This is a genomic window from Porcincola intestinalis (genome assembly GCF_009696445.1).
Lineage (GTDB): Bacteria > Bacillota > Clostridia > Lachnospirales > Lachnospiraceae > Porcincola > Porcincola intestinalis.
In genome coordinates, this window is record NZ_VULZ01000004.1 from 126,402 (window position 1) to 147,357 (window position 20,956).

At 51.5% G+C, this 20,956-nt stretch carries 20 protein-coding genes; 5 read left to right on the forward strand and 15 right to left on the reverse strand.

Going from position 1 to position 20,956, the window contains the following annotated elements:
• Positions 1–259: 259 nt before the first annotated feature.
• The 7 genes from FYJ35_RS05445 to FYJ35_RS05475 all read right to left on the reverse strand — a co-directional run bounded on the left by FYJ35_RS05445 (position 260) and on the right by FYJ35_RS05475 (position 7,892).
• Entirely contained in the window at positions 260–2,272 is a 2,013-nt protein-coding gene (locus tag FYJ35_RS05445) for a glycoside hydrolase family 127 protein (RefSeq protein ID WP_154524312.1), read from the reverse strand.
• Positions 2,273–2,392: 120 nt separating this feature from the next.
• Positions 2,393–3,514 (reverse strand): LacI family DNA-binding transcriptional regulator, encoded by a 1,122-nt coding sequence (locus tag FYJ35_RS05450; RefSeq protein WP_154524315.1) that lies wholly within the window; start codon positions 3,512–3,514, stop codon positions 2,393–2,395.
• Between the two features lie 103 nt (positions 3,515–3,617).
• On the reverse strand, positions 3,618–4,466 hold the full coding sequence (locus FYJ35_RS05455) for a carbohydrate ABC transporter permease (protein WP_154524318.1): 849 nt from the start codon (positions 4,464–4,466) through the stop codon (positions 3,618–3,620).
• Positions 4,467–4,480: 14 nt separating this feature from the next.
• The gene (locus FYJ35_RS05460; RefSeq protein ID WP_205839729.1) at positions 4,481–5,386 is read right to left on the reverse strand and encodes a carbohydrate ABC transporter permease; all 906 of its coding nucleotides are present in this window, start codon (positions 5,384–5,386) and stop codon (positions 4,481–4,483) included.
• A gap of 201 nt (positions 5,387–5,587) precedes the next feature.
• Positions 5,588–6,853 (reverse strand): ABC transporter substrate-binding protein, encoded by a 1,266-nt coding sequence (locus FYJ35_RS05465; protein WP_154524324.1) that lies wholly within the window; start codon positions 6,851–6,853, stop codon positions 5,588–5,590.
• A 353-nt stretch (positions 6,854–7,206) separates the two neighbouring features.
• A complete protein-coding gene (locus FYJ35_RS05470; protein ID WP_154524452.1) occupies positions 7,207–7,599 on the reverse strand; it encodes a putative toxin-antitoxin system toxin component, PIN family in 393 nt (130 codons plus the stop codon).
• 5 nt (positions 7,600–7,604) lie between these two features.
• On the reverse strand, positions 7,605–7,892 hold the full coding sequence (locus tag FYJ35_RS05475; RefSeq protein ID WP_331469146.1) for an AbrB/MazE/SpoVT family DNA-binding domain-containing protein: 288 nt from the start codon (positions 7,890–7,892) through the stop codon (positions 7,605–7,607).
• A gap of 176 nt (positions 7,893–8,068) precedes the next feature.
• On the opposite strand from FYJ35_RS05475, the gene FYJ35_RS05480 reads away from it, so the two are divergent.
• Both FYJ35_RS05480 and FYJ35_RS05485 read left to right on the forward strand, forming a co-directional pair.
• Positions 8,069–8,557 carry a sigma-70 family RNA polymerase sigma factor gene (locus FYJ35_RS05480; protein WP_328597045.1) on the forward strand — a complete coding sequence of 163 codons (489 nt, stop codon included), beginning with the start codon at positions 8,069–8,071 and terminating at the stop codon, positions 8,555–8,557.
• On the forward strand, positions 8,554–10,011 hold the full coding sequence (locus tag FYJ35_RS05485; RefSeq protein ID WP_154524327.1) for a DUF4367 domain-containing protein: 1,458 nt from the start codon (positions 8,554–8,556) through the stop codon (positions 10,009–10,011). Before FYJ35_RS05480 ends, FYJ35_RS05485 begins: the two co-directional genes overlap by 4 nt.
• Here the strand turns inward: FYJ35_RS05485 and trhA are convergent.
• Positions 10,006–10,647, reverse strand: coding sequence for a PAQR family membrane homeostasis protein TrhA (trhA, locus tag FYJ35_RS05490; protein ID WP_154524330.1), 642 nt, complete (start codon positions 10,645–10,647; stop codon positions 10,006–10,008). The genes FYJ35_RS05485 and trhA overlap by 6 nt on opposite strands.
• Before the next feature lie 342 nt (positions 10,648–10,989).
• On the opposite strand from trhA, the gene FYJ35_RS05495 reads away from it, so the two are divergent.
• A complete protein-coding gene (locus FYJ35_RS05495; protein WP_154524333.1) occupies positions 10,990–11,610 on the forward strand; it encodes a DUF1836 domain-containing protein in 621 nt (206 codons plus the stop codon).
• A 12-nt stretch (positions 11,611–11,622) separates the two neighbouring features.
• Here the strand turns inward: FYJ35_RS05495 and FYJ35_RS14640 are convergent, their stop codons facing one another.
• From FYJ35_RS14640 to FYJ35_RS05525, 6 genes are all read right to left on the reverse strand, one after another.
• Complete coding sequence (locus FYJ35_RS14640; protein ID WP_331469149.1) at positions 11,623–12,864, reverse strand: nucleotidyltransferase family protein; 1,242 nt, start codon at positions 12,862–12,864, stop codon at positions 11,623–11,625.
• Positions 12,865–13,059: 195 nt separating this feature from the next.
• The gene (locus tag FYJ35_RS05505) at positions 13,060–13,833 is read right to left on the reverse strand and encodes a sugar phosphate isomerase/epimerase family protein (protein WP_235906409.1); all 774 of its coding nucleotides are present in this window, start codon (positions 13,831–13,833) and stop codon (positions 13,060–13,062) included.
• Positions 13,730–15,049, reverse strand: coding sequence for an ABC transporter ATP-binding protein (locus tag FYJ35_RS05510; protein ID WP_235906387.1), 1,320 nt, complete (start codon positions 15,047–15,049; stop codon positions 13,730–13,732). Before FYJ35_RS05510 ends, FYJ35_RS05505 begins: the two co-directional genes overlap by 104 nt.
• A gap of 3 nt (positions 15,050–15,052) precedes the next feature.
• Positions 15,053–15,997 carry a carbohydrate ABC transporter permease gene (locus tag FYJ35_RS05515; RefSeq protein WP_235906389.1) on the reverse strand — a complete coding sequence of 315 codons (945 nt, stop codon included), beginning with the start codon at positions 15,995–15,997 and terminating at the stop codon, positions 15,053–15,055.
• Positions 15,987–16,874: a carbohydrate ABC transporter permease gene (locus FYJ35_RS05520; protein WP_154524339.1), complete on the reverse strand. Its 888-nt coding sequence runs from the start codon at positions 16,872–16,874 to the stop codon at positions 15,987–15,989. Before FYJ35_RS05520 ends, FYJ35_RS05515 begins: the two co-directional genes overlap by 11 nt.
• A gap of 117 nt (positions 16,875–16,991) precedes the next feature.
• A complete protein-coding gene (locus tag FYJ35_RS05525; protein WP_235906410.1) occupies positions 16,992–18,254 on the reverse strand; it encodes an ABC transporter substrate-binding protein in 1,263 nt (420 codons plus the stop codon).
• A 228-nt stretch (positions 18,255–18,482) separates the two neighbouring features.
• Here FYJ35_RS05525 and FYJ35_RS05530 point away from each other — a divergent pair, with 228 nt between their 5' ends.
• Positions 18,483–19,757, forward strand: a complete 1,275-nt coding sequence (locus tag FYJ35_RS05530) for an MFS transporter (protein WP_154524344.1) — start codon at positions 18,483–18,485, stop codon at positions 19,755–19,757.
• Here the strand turns inward: FYJ35_RS05530 and FYJ35_RS05535 are convergent.
• Positions 19,735–20,523 (reverse strand): nucleoside/nucleotide kinase family protein, encoded by a 789-nt coding sequence (locus tag FYJ35_RS05535; RefSeq protein WP_154524346.1) that lies wholly within the window; start codon positions 20,521–20,523, stop codon positions 19,735–19,737. The genes FYJ35_RS05530 and FYJ35_RS05535 overlap by 23 nt on opposite strands.
• 143 nt (positions 20,524–20,666) lie before the next feature.
• On the opposite strand from FYJ35_RS05535, the gene FYJ35_RS05540 reads away from it, so the two are divergent.
• Complete coding sequence (locus FYJ35_RS05540; protein WP_154524348.1) at positions 20,667–20,948, forward strand: DUF2325 domain-containing protein; 282 nt, start codon at positions 20,667–20,669, stop codon at positions 20,946–20,948.
• The last annotated feature ends 8 nt before the right edge of the window (positions 20,949–20,956 follow it).

The window sequence follows — 20,956 nt, forward strand, 5'->3', positions numbered from 1 at the left end:
GTTGCACATTATTTCTTTCTTATGAGCAAAGATTATCATTGTAATAACGTTTAAACAACTTACATTCTTGAAATAACGGTGATGATTTTCGGTTATAATTTTAATATTATGGGGATATTTTTAATATATTTTGTCATATTGACGATATACTCGGTAACTATCTTCTATCGTTTACGTGATTCATCACTATCGCATTCAATAAAAGAGCTGCCGTTTTCCTGCACGGCAGCTCTTCTCAAACTTAATCAGAACACAATGTTTATTCTTCCCGCATCCAGACCTGCATCTCTCCCTTTCCCCGGTTATTCCAACAGGCATATGGGATGGCCTTCAGATGGCAAGGCTGGTACACCGGCCGCTTAGCGCTGTAAAGCGGCTCGTCGCTGCCGACGCTGCGGTAATCGATTCTGCTTCCTGAGACAACCGCACACAGCGTTCCGCCCAGAAGATCCGGGTTCTCTTCGGTGCAAATTGGAGCCGAAGTATCGATCCTGCAGCCAGCAAGATATGCTCCGTTATCAGCCTCCTCGAAGCAATAGACAGATGGTCCTCTCATGATGCACACCTTTCCGATGTCATCGCGCACTTTCGGATTGCCATATACAAAACGGAAAGCCACATCCAGATCAAGCTCGATGAGATCCCCGTCCTGCCATCTGCGGTTGAGGTAGAGATACCCTTTGCGATACACCGCCCGCTCTCCGGAATCGATACCCCTCCGGTTTTCTTCATGACCTGCATCATCCTTTGCTACAGATATCCTTTGTCCGTTGACCAGGAGCTGATATCTCCCCGCAGAGTAGGCTGGCAGTCTCAGGGCAATCTCTGCATCCTGTCTGCTCTTCTCCGGATGTAGGCATATCCGGATTCTTCCGGTCGCCGGATAATCCGCCTCGACCGTCATCCGCATGGTTCCCTCTGGCAGCGGAGCCTCAATCTCTCCGGCGAGATACAGGTTCAGATACGCAGTGTTACCGCCAACATGAAACATATAGTTTCCCATTGACGCGAGCGTTCGAGTGATGTTCGGCGGGCAGCAGGCACAACCGAACCAGAGTTGGCGCTCTGTCTTCACATGCCGCATCGTCGGATTATGTTCCGCCACCTCCGGAACACATTCCAGCGGATTGACATAGAAAAAATGTCTTCCATCGAGCGCAATTCCGGATAGCAGGGTATTGTACAGTGCCAGTTCCACTACGTCCATATACTTTCCGTCTTTTGTAATCTGAAAGAGACGGTTTGAAAACATCGCCAGGCCGATTGTCGCGCAGGATTCCGAATAATTAGTATTATTCGGAAGATCATAATCTGTGGTGAACCGCTCTCCATAAGCCGCCGACCCGATGCTCCCGGTTACATACATCTTTCTGCGAACAATATTCTCCCAGAGCATCTCGCACTGACGGAGCATCCGTTCATCGCCTGTCTCAGCCGCAACATCAGCCATTCCGCTGTACAGGTACACAGCTCGGACAGCATGGCCCTCCGCCTTGTCCTGTTCTGCCAGCGGTCTGTCTGCCTGGCAGTAATCCATACCAAAATCCTTGAATTCCTTGAAGATGAAGGTTCCGTTCTGATAATTGCTTTCTGACAGGAAGTAGCAGGGCTGCTGCCCTCTGACATCAAGAAAATACTGTGCAAGACGCAGATAATCCTGCTTTCCTGTATACTTGTATAATTTATACAGCGCCAGCTCAATCTCAGGATGTCCTGGGTACCCGTGTATCTTTCCCTCTTCTGGTCCGAACACCGAACACAGATAATCCGCCAGCTTCGCACAGGAATTTACAAATTTACGTTTTCCTGTTGCTTCCGCATAGGCAACCGCCGCCTCTATCATATGACCAGCCGTATACAGCTCATGCCCCTCGAACAGATCGTAGAAGCGCCCTTTTCCCAGGATGGTATTGTAGGTATTGAGATACCCATCCGGTTCCTGTGCCCCGATAATCAAGTCGATCGCAGCATCCGCTGTCTTCTCCAATTCCTGGTCCGGCTTCTTCGCAAGAGAATATGCTGCCGCCTCCAGCCATTTTGCAACGTCTGTATCCTGAAAAACCGTCCCCTGGTGAGTCCCCTTCTCGAGGCCGCCCGCAACCCGGAAATTCTGCATACAATAGCTCTTTTCCGCTCCTGGAACACGGTCATTGATCAGATCCCATTCGAAGGGAAGAATCACGCTCTCCACAAGACCGATATATTTATCCCAGAACTGATCATGAATATGGATATTCCGCAGGGGGATGTTCTGAAGCCTCTTCTCATCCATCGTGTACTCCTTTTTCTGCGTCTGCCGTCATCTTACATACCGAAAGCCTCCCGGAAGGCGACCTTGTCCTCCGGTATCTCACTTGCTGCCCGTCTGACGGCAGGCATGATAATCTTACTGTCAGGTACCGTTCTCTTCCGTCTTCCTGTCATCTTTCACTGTACTGTCCCCTGTCCGAAAATCACTGACAGAAGCTCCTTCTATGATCCTGCACGGATAGATGATATTCGTCACCTGCTCGCTCTCATCCTCTATCCTCTCCAGCAGCAGAGACAATGCGGAGTATCCCATCTTGTGAAGCGGTCTTTGAGCCGTCATCAATGGTGGAATCAGCTGCTGGGTAAATTCAGCATCGTCGAAGCCTGTAACCGATAGATCTTCCGGTATGCGAAGCCCCAGCTCCGCAGCGGCATTATAGACGCCAAGTGCCATCTCATCATTCATTGCAACCATAGCGGTTGGTCGTTCCTGCCTCGGAAGGAGATCTTTTTTCGTTCCGCCGTCCTTCCCCGTCAGGATTCGGATCGCAGCGGCTTTTCCCTTTTGAAAATCATATTCTCCGCATTCATCCCAGCTTTTGGGCAAGGTGATTCCCGCTTCCTGCAGCGCCTTCAGAAATCCTTTCCGCCTCAGCCTTGCAGGTTCGGAGGTCACATATCCCCCGATCAGCGCAATTCTCCGATGTCCCCTGTCTATGACATTTCTGGTAATCCTGTATTCAGCCTTCTCATTGTCATAGCGCACGGACGAAGCCTCGCCATCAGCGGTATAGCAGTAACAGTAGACGACGGGCTTCCCTGCCTTCCTGAGCACGTTATCCATCAGGCGATCATGCATCCCGATATAGATAATCCCGTCAACCTGCAGCCCCAGAAGAGTCTGTACAGCTTTATCAATGTCCTTCTGGAATCCGGTCAGCTTGTCAAAGCTGTTGTCAATCTTGCGTACCATTTGCAGATTGCTGAGAATCGTATAGCAGTTTTTCTCATCCGCCAACCGATTGATTCCGTCTATGATATATGGCGTATGCCAGACCGTGATATCCTCGACCAGTATTCCGATCAGCCCAGTTCTGTTTTTGCGAAGACTTCCCGCCAGTTTATTCGTCCGGTACCCTGTCTGCCGGATGATATCCTGTACTTTCTTCCTTGTCTCCTCACTGATATGTCCGGAGTTGTTGATGACATAGGAAACTGTGGCGGTTGAAACACCCGCCCGCTGCGCGATCTCTTTGAGCGTCAAAGTTTTCACCTCTTTGTCTGATTTCTGACGGTCTATACCTTTTCATACCCCATACATCCATCTTCGTACAAACTTTTTCCGGAAGAAAACGTCCGTTCGTTTGTTATCCCTTCAGGCCGGAGGTTTTGATTCCTCCCTCAAGATGCTTCCCGGCTGTCAAATAGAGAATCATCGGCGGGATAATCATCAGGGAGGAGGCCGCCATGATGGAGGGCCAGTTGATTACGAAAGCGTTCCCGGAGGTGTACATATAAGATGTCATGAGTGCGATCGTAAGCGTCCTCCATTTGTCTGAATTGATATAGAACACAGGCTGCGTCAGCTCATTCCACCAGAATACAGAAGAGAGAATCCCGATTGTGACAAAGGTCGGCTTTGATATCGGAACGATGATTCTTGAAAACACCTGGAACTTCGAGCATCCATCCATAATGGCTGCTTCATCCAGTTCTTTCGGAATAGAGCGAAAATACTGTCGAAGTAAAAACACATTGTACGGATACGCAAAGAAAGAAGGGACGATCATCGGCAACAGAGAATCCAGCCAGCCAATCTTTCCGAACATAATATACTGCGGAATGATCAGTGCGATGTTTGGAATCATCATGGTTGCAACGATGATTGAGAATATGACGTTCTTCCCTCTGAACTCCAGCCTTGCAAGCGCGTAGGCAACCAGGGAGGAAGACAGCAGCGTTCCTACAGTATTGCCGACAATCAGAAGCAGTGTGTTCCGGACATAGAGCCCGATTTTTGACTGTGTGAAGATATAGATGTAGTTTTCAAGTGTCATTTTCTCTGGAATGATCTTAGCACTGGTTGTAAATTCCGTCAGCGTTTTAAATCCGCCGGAGAAAATCCAGACAATCGGGGCAAACATGATCACAGCTACAAGGATCATCACTGCGTACAGTGCAATCCCTCTTCCTGTTTTCTTATGTGAAGCTTTCATTACACGGCTCCTCCTCATGTTTCGTAGTAGACGGTCTTCTTTGAGATCGCGAAGATCGCAATCCCAAACAAGGCGGCAATTACAAACAGTACAACCGACAAGGCACAGGCATACCCAACTTTCATATTGCTGAATGCCTCTTTATAAATCAGGAGGCTCAGCACCTGTGTCATGCCTTTCGGATCCCCATTTTCCCCTGAAAGCGGATAGAGAAGCGCAAAGGAACCATTCAATGCACTGATGGCACCGTTGACAGCGTTAAACAAAACAAGCGGAGATATCATCGGAAGCGTGATGTGCCAGAATTTCGTCCAGGATCCAGCTCCATCGAGCTCGACAGCCTCATAAAGATCCTTCGGCACATCGGCAATTCCAGAACGGAAGATCAACATCATCTGCCCGGTATTATAGGTAAAGAGCGTCACAAAGAACACTGCCAGATATACTGTCTTTGGATCCATCAGCCAGTTGATCGTTACGTTTTTTCCTGACAAATTCCCCAGAATCCCATTCAGAAGACCTCCGTCTTTTCCGAACATCGTTCTGAATGCGTATGCCAGAGCAACCGTCGGTACAACAGAAGGAAGGAAGTAGAAGAACTGGAACAGGCCGTTCAGCTTTATCTTATTGTTCAGTAGGATCGCCAGAACCAGTGCCCAGACAGTCGTGATCACCAGCATGACTATGGTGTAAAACAACGTGACTCTCAGTGAATTCCAGAACACCTTGCTTCTGAACATATTCCGGTAGTTGGCCAGTCCCACAAAGCTTGATGTTCCCGTCAGCTTGCGATTGGTCAGGGAATTATAGATCATGAACCCAATTGGAAAAAGCGTAAAGCACACAAAACCAATCAGCCATGGCAGGCAGAACACATAAGCGATCTGAAATTTTTTCTTCGTCCCCTTCATATCTGACATCCTTCCCTTCCCCGCAGAACACTCCTCCATGTCTCTGTTGGCATTCGAGTTGGACAAATTGACTCTGTCCAACTCGATACGGCGATTCCGCCGTCATCTTGTGCTCTGCACTCGATGATGAGCGGTCGCCTTCATAAAAAGGGGAGCGGGTCTTCATCCTGGCCCGCCCCTCCGAGCACTTCCATCACCTGACTGGGATAATCAATACCCAATTGTCTCAGCCGCATAGTCCGACGCGTTTTTGACTGCGTCCTCCGGGGACTCCTGTCCCAAAAGCGCATTATCAAATTCTGATACCGCGTTACTGGTCACTCCGGATGGCAGACAAGTATACCCGAATACACCCGATTCGAGAGCGTCTGTGACTGCATCCCAGTTTTCGACTGGAGCTCCGTCTACCTTCCATGCACCTTCAGCCGCGATCGACTTGATGGCAGACATATTACCGGAGGCTTTGGAATTAATCGTCTGTCCCTCTTCGCCCATCAGATACTCAATGACCTTGAAGGCCGCATCCTGTTTTTCGGAATTTGCATTGATGGTATAAAAGCCAGTGTGAAGGGTATTGTACTTGACCTTGTTCGTCGGAATCGTCGCGATATCCCAATTGAATCCAAGTGTGTCCTTATAGCTTCCGATCATCCAGGTTCCCTGCCAGCTCATAGCAGCTTTCCCAGCACCGAAAAGATCTGAGGTATCGGAAGACGGTTCCGGCATGATTCCGTCCTTCACCATCTTTGCACAATCGCTTACAAACGAAACGGCACCATCTCCAATCACCAGCTTTCCGCTTTCCGGATCATATACCTGGTCACCTGCACCGCCGATTCCAGCCCACCAGGTCTGGGTATTCGGAAGATCCATACCATAGACTGCTGTCGTTCCATCTTCATTCTTCTGTGTCAGCTTTTCCGCTGCAGCCTTGAAATCCTTATAACTCCAGTCGTTCGTCGGATAATCGATTCCCGCCGCATCGAACATATCCTTGTTGTAGTACATAACTTCCGCAGCCGCGCACCATGGAAGGCCATAGGTTCCGCCCAGCCCTTCTGTCAGTTTTGAAACCGCATCGATCATGTCACCTGTATTTATGGATGAATCTTTCAAATCATCATCCAAATTGATAATACCGCCTGTCTCTGCAAAATTCTTGATATCAGTCTCCCAGACCACATAAATATCTGTAGATGAGTCCTTCGTGGCAACCATCTGATTCAGTTTGGACGAATAATCACTTTCTGGAATAACGGTCACATCAACCTGAATACCTGTTGCCTTCTCACACTGCTTATACATATTCAGCGCATCATCTTTGTTTGGCTCATTCCAGACAGCCAGTGTCACGCTCTCTCCCGTGCTGACAGTTTCAGAAGCCCCTTCCGTGGATGCAGCCAGTGCTGATCCGGAAAGCATTCCGGCCGCAAGGGTTCCTGCAAGTCCGATTGAGACAAGTTTTTTTCTCATCATGAATTCTCCCTTCAAAACATAATAGATATATCACTTTTAGTTAATCGATTAACTTTGCTGGAGATATCATACTCTTCCACTTCAAGGCTTGTCAATATGATGCTATTACCATAAAATACAAACATATATTGTGCAATATGATGTTTGTATCTCCTAATAGTCCCGTTTCTGATGCCCGCACTCTTGTTATAGGATATTTTTGTCGCAATATTCCCTCATGTGTCTCTTTCAAAAAGCTTTTCTTCCGTTGTTTTTTGTAGCGCATTAGTTAATCGTTTATTCTATGTGAATCTCAGAAATCACCAAAAAACAGGCAAGGGTCCCGGATCCTCTCCGTGGTCCCTGCCTGTTTTTTACTGTGCCAGGAAATCCCTTACACTTATGATTCTTGGATCTGTCACTGATGATTCCAGAAAATCCTTGTCACCGGTCAGAAACAAATCTGCCCCGACCCCCAGTGCAGCACGCAGAATCGGCCTGTCCTTTATATCCCGAATCTTCAGCTCTGCCTCTGCTTCCTCTCCCGGTATGGGTATGACCTCGATGGATTGCAGAGCTGCGAACAGAAATGCCTCCAGCTCGACCATCTTGTCCGGGAACTTCTCCCGAAACTTACGATGCAACTCATCCACAACATAGTCGCATACCACTGGCTCATACGGCGGCATCAGTGCCTTCATCAGAGCAGCCGCCACCCGCCCATTCGGAAAGAGCGCCGCAGATATGAAAATATTCGTATCAATCATTACCTTCACTGCGCGTTATCCTCTCTTCTGGCCTTCGTGATCCACTCCGCGATATCATCCTCAGACATGAAACCAGCCTTTTTCGCCTCTCCCTTCATCTGCTTCTGAAAGCGCTTCAGCGCATACACAGCAGAGTTCATCATTCGAATTTCATTCCCGTCCACGATAAATGTGACCCTGTCACCGACATCAATGCCGAGTGCCTCCCGGACATTTTTTGGGATCGTCACCTGTCCCTTGGACATGACCTTCGCGTCATTCACAAATTCAGTCGTCATTGTTGCTGCCATCATATCAGCTCCTCTCAAAACATAAAAGTAGGGTTTCCCTACTTCAGGTTATACAGAGAAATATGAATCATCGCAAGCGGAATTTAATAATTCAGATTCCTTACTATGGGATAATTAACCCAATCCTGCATCTAATATATGTAAACAGATTCTTCAGGCAGACAGGAGGTGGTGAGAAGGTGACCAAAAAGCAATTGGGAACGCTGGTTCTCGGATCTGAGAGGCAGCTATATTCGACTGCCAAGGCAATTCTCTGCAGCGATCAGGACTGTGCAGACGCCATTCAGGAAACGATTGCAAAGGCATTCTCAAAGATCGGAACGCTTCGGAATGACCGGTATGCGAAGACGTGGCTGACCAGGATTTTGATCAATGAATGTTACGCAATCCTGAGAAAATCGGACAGGTTTGTCCCCCTGGACGAGGAGAATGGGAGGGTGGCAATGAATCTGGAGCCGGAATCGGATTATATGGAGCTATACAGAGCACTTCACTCTCTAAAAGATGAATTGCAGATTCCCATGATTTTGTACTACATCGAAGGTTTCAGCATCAGAGAGATTGCCCAGGTTCTGGAGATCTCTGAAGGTGCCGTTCAAAAAAGACTCGCCCGCGCTCGCGGAAAGCTCAGGCAGGATTTACAGGAAATGGAGGTGCTGACAATATGAAACTTGAGGATATGAAGTACAAAATCCCCTCAACGCCAGACTTTATCCATGAGATGATTCATGATGAGGTAGACCGGCAGCTGAGGCAATCGAAGACAATCGACTTTCCGTCAGGGAAAAAACGAAAGTGGTCCCGTACCAGTGTTGCTGCGATGGTAGCTGCCTTCGGGCTGGCTTTGTCGACAGCCGCTTACGCAGGTGTACAGCTTTATCATTTATTTACAGAGAAACGTGGGACATATGGCATTGCAACCGGGCTTCAGACGGCAGACACCAAAAACATCACGCTTCCTGAGGAGGTACATGATATCCGTATCACCACCGGCTATATTCCGGAGGGCATGGAATGGACTGATGAATCGCATCTCCAATATTCAGACAGCAAACAGAGGGGCGGTTTCTCCTTCTCCTCAGAACTGATCGATCAGGATGCTCTGAACCATCTCATCAAGGACGACAACGTCGTGAAATATGAAAAAAGATCATTCGGCGGGTACGAGGGCGTATACCTTCAATATCACGACCTCAAGATCAACAAGGACAGCCGGATTTTCAATCAAAGAATATATCTTCTGTGTCCGGAGGAATACCGCATCATTACCATATTCATTGGGAACGACGTATCAAAGGAAGATGCCTTCAAAGTGGCAGACCATCTGGTGATTACCGAGACGGACAAGATGATCAAAACGGCAGATATGTATAGCTGGAGCGATGTAACATCAGATGAAGAAACAGAGTCTGAAGCCCCCGGTATCTCTGAGGATCAGCTTCCGGTATTACAAGTCGGAAAGACATTCGAGATATCATCAGTCGGGATATCATCGGGGGACGAGCTCGAGGAATGTACTGCCTCGGCCTGTGTAGATTCGGTAAAACTGTCGGATGATCTGCACCTTCTCTCTCAGGACAGGATCCCGGAAGCATGGAAAACTGTGGTTGACGCAGACGGTCGTATCAAAGACAACACGCTCTACTACATTCAGTCCGGCAACGGAATCGACACCGTAGACAAGGTCATCAAAACAGAAAGCGTGAAGCAGAAACTCGTCTATGTGACCGTAACCTATACCAATAACACAGACCGTGAGCTTCGCCACATTCTGTATTGTGGCACCCTGATGCTTCTGGATCACAAAGGCGGCCAGTATCAGATAACGGACCCGGCAAAGCTGTCGGGAACGGACTGCGACTATGTTAACTGGGATGGCGTTTCTAATACGGAAACGATGGCCTATTCCGATGTTTCCGAAGATTATGGCAATGGAGGAAATTATATCCCGTCACTGGCCCCAGGAAAAAGTATACAGATTCATATGGCATGGATTGTCAACGAAAACCTGTTGGATCACCTGTATCTGAACCTGAATGGAGATTGCAACGCCTACGCATTCTCGGATACGCTGACCAAATCCGGAGTTGTGGACGTCCGGCCTGCGGTCCCCCTCTCATAGAAGAAACATCATCACAAAGTGGCAGAAGCTCCCGGCCATGACAAACAGGTGAAAGATCTCATGGTTTCCAAAGTTCGGGTGCCGGCGGTTGAAGTTCTCCATCTTCAGGGCATAGATGATGCCGCCGATGGTGTAAACGATGCCGCCGGCAACGAGCCAGGACAAGGCGGGTGTCGAAAGGCAGCCCGCCAGCCGCGGAAGTGAAAAGGCGGCCATCCACCCCATCGCGATGTAGATCACCGCAGAGATCCACTTCGGGAAATGACGGACAAACAAAGTTGCCAGAATGCCGGCCAGGCCGATTGTCCAGACGACTGCCAGAAGTTCGTAGCCATACGGTTTGTCGAGAGATATGACACAGATCGGCGTGTAGCTCCCTGCGATCAGCAGATAAATACTCGCGTGGTCAAACCGCTGAAGGTGCAGCGACGAACGCGGGCTAGCGCAGATGGCATGAAAGAGCGTGCTGGCAAGGTACAAAGTTGCCATGCTCCACACAAAGACGGTCAGAGCGGCTTTTCTGTCCGGTGTAAATCCTGCCACGCGAATCAGCGGCCCTGCTGCCGCCAGTGTCAGAATCAACGCAATCAGATGCGTCACCGCGCTTCCGGGTTCTCTCAGCTTTCGAATCGTCATAACCGTCTCCTCCTTTCAGCGCCTCCTCCTTCGGGAGGCGCTTTCCATTTCACGTCTCATATCTTAATGCTTCATATTACTTCCTCATTCACAACCGATATGCTCATAATAGGATTGTTCGCTCTGCGTGTCAAGCTTTTTAAAAACCGTTCACAAGCTTTTCACATTTACTATATAGGATTCACACATTCGCTGTACAGGATTGCGATGATTATGTTATGATATAAGCTGACAATGAAAGGAACGGACATACGTGCATCCATCGACACGAGAAGGGTTTCTACGCTCACCTGAACTATGTTGTTCCGTACTGCATTCTGATCGAATAGGAGCAAATCTTTTATGCTTAAATTCCAGCTTCCTGCTTACCAGGAAATCCCGAACGTCGGTCTTTATCTGGAGCAGACATTAAAGTATATCAACGATACGTTCTCAGCCTTCCGAAGTGTCGAGCTCACCAAGTCCATGATCAGCAATTATGTAAAGCTGGGCTATCTGCGCCGACCGGTGAAGAAACAGTATGACCGGGAACAGATTGCCGCACTTCTGTTCATTGCCGTCAGCAAACAGGTGCTGAGCATGGACAATATCGGGAAGCTCTTCCGGATGCAGGTGGAACTCGGTTCAATGGAGGAAAGCTATACCGCCTTCAAGGCTGATTTTGACTATCTGCTGGACAGTATCTGGAATCAGAAGGTGATGGACAGCGGCCAGGTCAGTGCGTTTATGCAGCCGCAAGGGGCGTACCTGGCATATGAAGAACAAAAAGCGGAGGAGCAGACTTCCAACAACGAAAAAGAAGACAGGTCCCAGGATGGTTTCCCATCCAGTCCTGTCTCCCCTGAGGAAGCCTATATGCTGCTGTGGCAAGTTGCTTCCGCGGATGCCTACAGCATCTATCTCAACGAGCTGTTCAGCCACTTGTCCGAAACACCCACGCAGAAGGACAGCACGGATCACTGAGAATCATTCTCCTTACCCAATCAGGTCGTTCTGGAACCGGGAAAGGTGCTCGAACGGCAGGATGAGCCTGCCGTGATACAGACCGCAGCCGTCATTCATGAGCTCGTTGTTGTATGCGGTGAACATGTTGACGTCAATTTTTGAAAGATCCAAACACTGCAGTACCATGCCGCGCTCGTATGCTTCGTCGAACAGCGGGCACGCCCCCTCCGGAACCGCGCCTCTGCGGCGCCGGATGATGTTCTGCTCTTTTTCATACTGGCTGTGGTTCGCTGTTCCGATCTCCGCGAAATTGTCCATCTCATGGGTACGCAGCTGAACCTCGATATAACTGGATGCTGCCTCGTCAAAGAAGGCGATGTGAAGCGACCGGTATCCGGACTCCTTCGGGTGCGCGACATAATCCCGGTAGTACGGGCGAACCTGCGGTTTCAGGCCAGAAGGTATGCTGCCGGAAACTGTCTCTTCAGTTGTCTCGCAGGACAGCACTCCTGTGGCGCCGGTTGAGTTGTTTTTTTCTACGGTCATTCCGGCTGAGCCGTCAGCCGCCCCGGATCTGCCGCCGGCAGCCTCGATTCCGGCTTCGTCCGCTTCCCCGCCCTGCCGAATGGCCGGCTCTGCCGTGAACGACCGCTTCTCGAGAAACGCCGGCAGTGCGTTGGCAATCTCATAGAGATAGCGGATTTCTTCCTGCTCTCTGTCCTGTCCCGGGCGTAGGTGGCAGGCGGGCATGGACAGTACAATCCGGTATGCAATAAAGTCCCGGAAGTGATTCAGCTGCTTCTGCAGTCCTTCAACCGGCGGAAAGGAATGGTGTTTCACGTAGTAATCGTAGATGTACTCTGTGATATACCCGTTGAACTTCTCCTCCGACCGGATGACAGACTTGATCCTGCCCCTGAAGGTGAAGGCTAAAAACGGATATTCGGAGGCCATGTACTTGTAGAACTCCCGGATCCGGTTGGACTGGAAGGTCAAAAAGTCATTGTGCTCAAGCTGGTACAGGATCCCCTCCAGAAAACGGCTGTGCTGAAAGTCAATGGCCGCCCGTCCGAACGCAGTATCCACCGTCTGACTGCCATCCGGAACACATCCCTGCATACGCATTTCCGCATCCGCGCCAAGGTCCGCCGAATACCGCCTTAAAATCTTCAGAACCGTATCCCCGGCATACAGATAATTGTTCAGGCTGATCATATCATCCACCCCCTGCGGCAGCTTTCTCACCATCCGTCCAGCACAGGGTCTGTTCATCTGCGCTGGCTTCTCTGCACTCCACCATGGATTGATTCAAAACACCCTCAGTATATGCGAAATCGTGTTATCAGACAATGCCGGGCTCATGAGCAGTCGCCTTCTCGTACTCCGTACTCGATGATGAACGTTCGCCTTTACAAAAAAGCAGCCGGGATCCCCCGGCTGCCAGCGTCACTGATTCAATATTGATTTTTATCCCGCAAACTCCAGCAGCTCTTCCAGATCTGCCCGGATACCTGCTTCATCCGGCTCCACCTGTGCCGCGTATTCCACGACAAGATCCACGGGTCTTCCGATGTCCCTGACCGTTCTCAGAAATGCATCAAAATCAAGTGTTCCGTCATGGATGCGCCGGTGGCTGTCATGGATCCCGTCGTTGTTGTGCAGATGATAGGCGTGAATCTGATCCCCGAGCGTCCGGCAGAGGCGGCCGATGTCCCAGCCGTTCGCATGGGCATGTCCGATGTCGATCAGCACCGGATATTGCTGCTCCCGGCAGAGCCGGATAAATGCCTCTTCCTCCAGGAGCACATTGCCTCTGGAGCGGACGCCCACATTCTCGACAAGAAGCGGGATACCCGCCTTTTTTGCCATGGCCTCGACCTTGCGGTACTGGACGCACGCTCTTTCCAGCATCTGTGCTTTTATTGCCGGATCCTCTGGTACCCTGCAGTTGTTGTGATGGAACACGATGTGCCTGGCCTTCAGCTTTTCAGCTGCGCGGACCGTCTTTTGAAACATCTCACATGTCCGCTCACAGACCTCTGAGCCTTCCGGCGCAGTGTGGTCTGCCTGATAGTAGGGCTCGTGAAAGGTTACTGGAACCTTCTCCAGTGTCGGGAGCAGACGATTCAATGCCGCATCAAAGTCCCGGTCGTGAAAAAGCGGGAAGACTTCGACGCCCACGGCTCCCTGGAAATAGTCCAGATACCGCTGAATCCTCGGAAATGTCTTCGTGCTGTACATATTCGTGCTGAGCAGGATACTCATCTGGTCCTCCAATTTCCATGACAGCTTCAGAAACCTCCCGGATGCAGGCAGCCGGCCAGCCGAGGCTTTTCCCATCCTCCGGACTGAACAGATGGAAGTTTCTGAAATCGATCTTCAGCGATACCAGCTCTCCTTCCCGTGGAGGGCGGCTGTTTTCCATCACCACAAGATCCTGCGCCAGCCCCTCCGGCCGGACATACACCGCTGCCTGATTTCCATAGTTCTCGATATACCGGACCTGGCCGCGAATCCGGCTGGAAGCGTTCTCTCCTTCCGGGTCTGCATCCTGATCCTGCCGCTCCCACTCACCCAATCCTGTCCGGATCAGCTTCAGATGCTCCGGGCGGATTCCGATGGTATAGGTGGAATCCGGGTGCTGATCTACAACCTCCGCCCGCCATTCCTCCGGCAGATAGACGCGCGATGTTCCGATCACCAGTGATTCCCGATTGTAAGGAACCTTCTCGATGATGTTCATTGGCGGAGATCCGATGAACCTGGCGCAGAATACATTGGCCGGAAAATGATAGATGTTTCCCGGCGTGTCCAGCATCTCGATGCTGCCCGCGTTCATCAGCGCGATCCGCTGGCCGACCGTCATTGCCTCCACCTGGTCATGCGTCACATAGATCATGGTCGGATGATATTTCTCGTGGATTTTCACCAGCTCCTTGCGGGAATGCATCCGAAGTTGCGCGTCCAGGTTGGAAAGCGGCTCATCCAGCAGGAAATAGTCGGCCTGCTTGACCACTGCCCGCGCCAGCGCCACACGCTGCCGCTGCCCGCCGGACAAATCCTTCGGCTTTCTGTCTGCGTATTCCGTCAGCCGCAGCATATCCAGCACCTCGTCCAGACGCCGCTCGATGACTGCACTGTCCAGATGGCTGACCTTCAGCCCGTAGGTGATGTTCTTCCGGACAGTCATATGCGGATAGATTGCATAGTTCTGGAAGACCATGGATACATTTCTCTTGCCGGCAGGTACATGGTTGACAATTCTGTCCCCCATCCGGATTGTTCCGCCCGTGACCGGCTCGAGCCCGGCGATCATCCGGAGCAGCGTCGACTTTCCGCAGCCGGACGGTCCGAGCAGGATCAGCCGCTCGCCCTCCCGGATCTCCATGCTCAGATCCTCGATGACCGTTGTCTTCCCGTATTCCTTATGAACGTGTTCCAGTGTTAGATTCTTCATGGTTCAGCCCTTCACGCCTGTCATGGCAAATATACTGATGATGTATTTCTGGAAAATCAGGTACAGCACAAGCGGGATCAGCATCGTCAGCACCGACACTGCCATCGCCAGCGGGAAATCCGTCCCGCCCTCCGCGCTGATGTACATCTGAAGCGCCAGCGGAAGTGTGTAGTGCTCCACCGACTTCAGAATCAGCACCGGCCAGACATACTCATTCCAGGAATTGATGAAAAAGATGATGCCCGTCGAGATGACAGCCGGCCGGACAAGCGGCATGATGATATCCTTCATGATCTTCAAATCCGGGATGTTGTCCAGCTTGGCTGCCTCGATCAGGGACTTGGGGATCCCTCTCATCGCCTGCCGCAGCAGGAAGATCCCCAGCACATCGGCCATCTGCGGAAGCGCGACGCCCCAGATGTTGTCCCGGAGTCCCATTTGCGTGATCAGAAGGTAATTGGGAATCATCGTCACCGTGAAAGGCACGAACATCGTGATCAGCATCAGGAAATACAGCACCTTCTTCCCCCTGTACTGAAAGAAGACGAACGAGTATGCCGCCAGAAGGGAAGTCAGGGTCTTGCAGGCCGTCACGGAAGCCGCGATCAGGAAGGTATTAAGGGCGATCCTGACAAATGGAAGTTTCGCGAACACCTGCCTGTATCCGTCCAGTGTCGGCCTGCGGGGAATCAGCTCCAGAATCGTGTTGTAGGCATCGGAGGAAGTCTTGAAGGAGTTCGATACCGCGAATGCGATCGGAAACAGAATGAGGCAGGTGTACAGAATCAGAAATACGTGCCAGCCGGCCGCCCCGGCGCTTCCTGTCTCCCCTGTTCCCTGTGTCTTGCTATTTCCATCCCTGTCTGTCATGCCGCCCGCATCCAGAGGCAGCTTCATCCAAGCGTTCCTTCCGGCATCCCCTGCGCGGATCCTCTGATCAGTTCTCATAGTAGACGCCCCTTTCAACGAAGCGGAATTCCAGAAGCAGCAGAATCACGAACAGCAGCATTGTCAGCACGGATGCCGCGGAGGCTGTACCCGTCTTGAAAAGGGTAAACGCGTTGTGGTAGGACATATAGATCAGGTTCGAGCTGGCATAATTCGGTCCGCCCTGCGTGATAACCTTGATCGGTGTGAACACATACTGAAGTCCCTGCACGATCGTGATGATGAACACATAGATTCCCGTTGCGGAGCTCATCGGGACAACGATATCGAAGAAAATGCGCCTGAGCGGAACATTGTCGAGTCTGGCAGCCTCGATCACCTCCGGAGACACCCCGGAGATTCCCGCCAGCAGCACAATCAGATTGTAGCCGAATGTCTTCCACGTCGTGATGATGCACAGCCCGGCGATCACCCATCCGTCCGTTTTGGTCCAGAAGGGAAGCCGGATCCCCAGCGGCTTCAGAAGAATCGCCACCGGCCCCGACACCGGGTTCAGAATCCAAGTATACAGGATCGACCCGACGACGAGTGAGATAATGCTGGGCAGAAACAGGGCTGATTTGTAGAATCCGCGCATCCGGCCCACGACAAACGACAGGACAAAGGAAACCAGGTACGGAAGCGCCCAGTTGAGGATCAGCAGAATCACGATATACCAGAAGGTATTCCCGAGAATCTTCCAGGTATTCGGAGCCCTGAGCAGGATTACGTAATTCTGAAATCCGACGAATTTCTTCTGCGGCTGAATCATGTTCCAGTCAAAGAAACTCAGATATACTGTATAAAAAAGTGGATAAAACATAAACACGCAGAATGCCGCAAGTGACGGAATCAAGAACACATATCCCAAAACACTCTGCTTTTTCTGATCTGCCATGAACACAATCCTCTTCCCTGTCTCTATTCTGAAAGCCTGTGATGGACCTCCCTTCGAGGGAACAGCCCCATCACAGGCCTGCGCACACTGCTTCAGCCGTATATTCAGGCTGGACACTTACTGTGCATTCAGCAGCTCATTGATCTGATCCTGCGTAGATGTCATCGCATCCTTCGCGGAGGCCTGACCGCCGAGAATCTGGTCTCTCATATCAAGCAGAAGCTGCTCCGCCTGGAGGCCTGCGTCCCCCGGAAATGCCGTCCACGGAACAACGCCGTCCATCTGCTCAATCGCCGCGTTCATCATCTTATTCTCTGCCAGGAAGTCCTTCAGCCCATTCTCCGCATCCGCGACATCCTTTCTCGGCGGCACATATCCGGTCCCGATCGTCCAGGCTGCCATCGATTCAACACTGTAGAGATATTTCTCGAATTCCCATGCCGCCTGAATCTGGTCATCGCCCTGCGCAGTGATGGCCAGGAAGCATCCACCGGCTGGAACCTTTCTGTCCTTTCCTTCCCAGACAGGAGACTTGACCGTTGCCACATCAAACTTCGCGCCGTCCTGAACAGAAGCTCTGCGGGCAATGGTGGTGTACAGCATTGCACAGTTGCCGTCGATGAAGCTCTGGCAGCCCTCATCCCAGCCGACATGAAGCGCCGAACCGTCCTTCACCATGTCGGCCACAAGCTGCATCGCCTCAGCGCCTTCATCGGAGGCAAAGGACGCCTGCGCCTTTCCATCTGCATCCTTCGTCAGCATGGAAGCGCCGTTGCTCTCGATCAGCGCCTGCTGCGCCCAGAAATCCGCCGGCTCCTGCATATAGAAGCCATACTTTCCGGTCTTCTCCTTGACTGCTTTCGCAAACTGCGCGACCTCCTCCCAGGTTGCCGGCCCATCCTCGCTGACTCCTGCCTCCTTCAGCAGGTCTTTGTTGATGTAGAGAACCGGGTTGCTCAGCGAATAAGGAATGCCGACCTGATCGCCCTTGCTGTTGACCGCGAGGTTCAGAACATTTGGAAGGAAATTGTCGGAAAGGAAGGTGGAATCTTCAGAATCAAACTTGTCGATGGCGTCCTGAGGGGACGTGTAGGAGAAATTGTTGGAGAAATAGTCGAGAAACGCCCAGCCGATCTGTACAACCGCCGGATAGCTGCCGGTCGCTGCCTCTGCCTGGAGGTTCTGCATCAGGCCCTTGTACATATCCGGGTTGTACTTTGCCGTGACCTCGATGTGGTCGTTGCTCTCGTTGAATTTCTGGACGAGCTCATCAACCGTCTTGCCGCCCTGCTCCTCGGAGTTGCAGTGCCAGTACTCGATCTTGATCTTGTCTGTATCGCCTGCATAGGATACTGCCGGGACAGCCATCGCCGCCGCCATCGCGCCGGTCAGGATCATCGCTGCAAATCTGGAACCGTTTCTTTTCATGAATTCCTCCTCTTGTAAGCAATTGGTTCAAAATAATCAGCTAACAGAGGAGAGAATATCAAAATTGTCTGTAAAGTACCATCTGATTTCAGAGGGATTCTGGTAAGACTTTTGTAAATTGAAACACGTCGGGGTATAATCGAAATCAGAATTTTATCAACGTAAAAAGGGAGATCCTATATGACCATGAAGCATCGTGCCCGGGCTTCCCGGGACCTGACATTCCCTTATGCACTCCTGCAGATGTTTTACTGGATGAACATGGCAGTGACAGCAGGCTATGCAAGTTTCTTTCTTCTCGGAGCAAAACTGACCAACTCTCAGATTGGACTCCTGCTGGCAGCGGGAGGGCTCCTGTCTGCCCTGATCCAGCCTCTTCTGGCAGCCTTCGCCGACAAATCTTCCAGCTTGTCCGTCCGCTTCCTGATGATGCTGATGTCTGCCCTGCTGCTGGTCTGTTCCCTTCTGCTGGTGTTTCTCTTCCACGGGAACATAGCCGCTGTCTCCGTGATCTACCTGCTGGCCTATCTGATTCTGCTGCTGCAGCAGCCGTTTTTGAATGCAATCGGCGCTGAGAGCATCGATGCCGGAAGGCGCCTGAACTTCGGCCTTTCGAGAGCCTTCGGCTCCGCCGGCTATATGGCAGCTGCTTTCCTGCTTGGACAATTCTCGGTGCATACCGGCCCGGTTCTTGTGCCGGCCGGTATCGCAGCCGCCTCCTTTGCCCTGCTTTTGTCCTCCGCTGCCTATCCGCAGTCCTCGAAGCGCAGCCAGAAAGTCGCCCGCCCTTCCGAAGACCATGTGGGCTCTGCGCCTTCGGAGAATTCTCCAGCTACATCGCAGCTCCGCGCAGAGGGCAGCATCTTCTCCTTCTTCGCCCGCTATCCGCAGTATGCCGTAGCGCTCGCCGGCCTGCTGCCGATCTTCATCGGACACATCTACATCAACAACTACCTGCTGCAGATTGTAAGGAGCAAGGGAGCCGGAAGCAGCAGCATGGGAAACCTCATGTCCGTCGCAGCCTTGCTGGAACTGACCGTCATGCTGATCTACGGGAAACTCCGGACATGGAGACCGGATTCCTTCTGGTTCCGGATTTCAGGCATCTTCTTCACACTCAAGGTTCTGCTGACGCTCCTGGCTCCCACGATTGGCTTCCTGTATCCTGTGCAGCTGATTCAGCCGCTCGGCTGGGGGCTTTTGTCCGTCTCCTCCGTCTACTATATCAGCGAGGCGATGGCTCCTTCTGACAAAGTCAAGGGACAGGCCTTCTTCACCGCAGTCTTCACGCTCGGCAACGTTCTGGGCAACCTGACGGCCGGTTTCCTTCTGGATCACGGCGGCGTCTTTGCCATGCTGCTGTGCGGCTCAATCGTCTCCGCCATCGGCGCCGCGCTGCTTCTGCTCTCCGGTAGTCACAAACTTTGTCCATTCACCCGGAAAAGCCACCGTTGACAACCCGGAATCCATCCCGCCCGGATTCCAGGACCAGATCTGCGTCCAGCGAATGCCGGAGCACCAGCCGCGCGTTCGCCATATCGCTGTAATCGACAAACCGCTCTGCCTCCGGCCGCGGCGTCCCTGTCCGAATCCGGCGCTCCAGAAGCCGTTCTCTGAGCACTTTCTCATCCGCAACCAGTTTCATCGTGAAATCTGCGTAGTTCCGGAGATCCCGCCAGCCCGGCTGATCCAGCAGCAGGTAATTTCCCTCCAGCACCACGATCTTGCTGGAAGCGTCAATCCGAAATACATCCTCTCTCGGATTCTCAATCGTGCGGTCATAGTCCGGCCAGCTGCAGTCCTCTCCGGCTGCAACCTTCCGAATCCGCTCCTCGAGAAGCGCCCTGTCAAATGTCTCCGGCGCACCCTTCACCCTCGCCATCAGAATCTCCTGCCCGTCCCGGACGGTCGTATGCGTGTCCAGAAAAGACTGATAGTGGTGGAACCCGTCAATCCCAATTGTTGTAATTGGAGTCCTGTCCTGTTCCTCTGAGGAAGGTGTCCCCGGCAGAATCTCTCCGCATGACAGCTGCCTGAGAAACGCAAGGAGCGTGCTCTTCCCCGTCCCGGGCGGCGCCGCAAGAAAAACCAGGATCCGGCGTCCCTTCCTCTCCTGCATCGCCTTCCACTTTTCCAGAAGCGGGAGAAAAATCTTCTGAACGTCTTCATCCCGATACTGAACCGTTCCTTTGATTCCATTAATGGATGCTTGAAACTTCATGTTGTCCTTTCCTCCTTCTGCATTCTTCTTGCCTGATGGTCACAATTCTGTCATCGGAAATGCAAAAAGTTATTTACATATAATAATTGTTAGACTATACTAATTATATCCTTTTCACCGGTAAATTTCAAAGGAGAGTCTGTATGAGCATTGTCATTATCGGCGGAAATGAATGTATGGAGCGGGATTATCTGAATCTGTGCAAGGAACATGGATGTAACGCCAAGGTTTTCTGCAAGTATAAATCCTGCATGAAAGACCGGATCGGCAACCCAGATCTGATGATTCTGTTCACACACACCGTGTCCCACAAGATGATAAAAGTGGCCCTTGATTCAGCCGGTACCGGCACACAGATCGTCCGGACCCATACCTCATCCAAAACATCCCTCAGGTCCATCCTGCGCACATACGCTCAGACCTGACGACCGTG

What these genes read in the sequence shown, in the direction of transcription:
- FYJ35_RS05530 (WP_154524344.1), top strand. Translation starts at nt 18,483, where the DNA reads ATGACCATGAAGCATCGTGCCCGGGCTTCCCGGGACCTGACATTCCCT.
- FYJ35_RS14640 (WP_331469149.1), bottom strand. Translation starts at nt 12,864, where the DNA reads ATGAACAGACCCTGTGCTGGACGGATGGTGAGAAAGCTGCCGCAGGGG.
- FYJ35_RS05495 (WP_154524333.1), top strand. Translation starts at nt 10,990, where the DNA reads ATGCTTAAATTCCAGCTTCCTGCTTACCAGGAAATCCCGAACGTCGGT.
- FYJ35_RS05510 (WP_235906387.1), bottom strand. Translation starts at nt 15,049, where the DNA reads ATGAAGAATCTAACACTGGAACACGTTCATAAGGAATACGGGAAGACA.
- FYJ35_RS05475 (WP_331469146.1), bottom strand. Translation starts at nt 7,892, where the DNA reads ATGATGGCAGCAACAATGACGACTGAATTTGTGAATGACGCGAAGGTC.
- FYJ35_RS05455 (WP_154524318.1), bottom strand. Translation starts at nt 4,466, where the DNA reads ATGAAAGCTTCACATAAGAAAACAGGAAGAGGGATTGCACTGTACGCA.
- FYJ35_RS05505 (WP_235906409.1), bottom strand. Translation starts at nt 13,833, where the DNA reads ATGTACAGCACGAAGACATTTCCGAGGATTCAGCGGTATCTGGACTAT.
- FYJ35_RS05460 (WP_205839729.1), bottom strand. Translation starts at nt 5,386, where the DNA reads ATGTCAGATATGAAGGGGACGAAGAAAAAATTTCAGATCGCTTATGTG.
- FYJ35_RS05540 (WP_154524348.1), top strand. Translation starts at nt 20,667, where the DNA reads ATGAGCATTGTCATTATCGGCGGAAATGAATGTATGGAGCGGGATTAT.
- FYJ35_RS05515 (WP_235906389.1), bottom strand. Translation starts at nt 15,997, where the DNA reads ATGAGAACTGATCAGAGGATCCGCGCAGGGGATGCCGGAAGGAACGCT.
- FYJ35_RS05525 (WP_235906410.1), bottom strand. Translation starts at nt 18,254, where the DNA reads ATGGCGGCGGCGATGGCTGTCCCGGCAGTATCCTATGCAGGCGATACA.
- FYJ35_RS05520 (WP_154524339.1), bottom strand. Translation starts at nt 16,874, where the DNA reads ATGGCAGATCAGAAAAAGCAGAGTGTTTTGGGATATGTGTTCTTGATT.
- FYJ35_RS05470 (WP_154524452.1), bottom strand. Translation starts at nt 7,599, where the DNA reads ATGATTGATACGAATATTTTCATATCTGCGGCGCTCTTTCCGAATGGG.
- trhA (WP_154524330.1), bottom strand. Translation starts at nt 10,647, where the DNA reads ATGACGATTCGAAAGCTGAGAGAACCCGGAAGCGCGGTGACGCATCTG.
- FYJ35_RS05485 (WP_154524327.1), top strand. Translation starts at nt 8,554, where the DNA reads ATGAAACTTGAGGATATGAAGTACAAAATCCCCTCAACGCCAGACTTT.
- FYJ35_RS05445 (WP_154524312.1), bottom strand. Translation starts at nt 2,272, where the DNA reads ATGGATGAGAAGAGGCTTCAGAACATCCCCCTGCGGAATATCCATATT.
- FYJ35_RS05535 (WP_154524346.1), bottom strand. Translation starts at nt 20,523, where the DNA reads ATGAAGTTTCAAGCATCCATTAATGGAATCAAAGGAACGGTTCAGTAT.
- FYJ35_RS05465 (WP_154524324.1), bottom strand. Translation starts at nt 6,853, where the DNA reads ATGATGAGAAAAAAACTTGTCTCAATCGGACTTGCAGGAACCCTTGCG.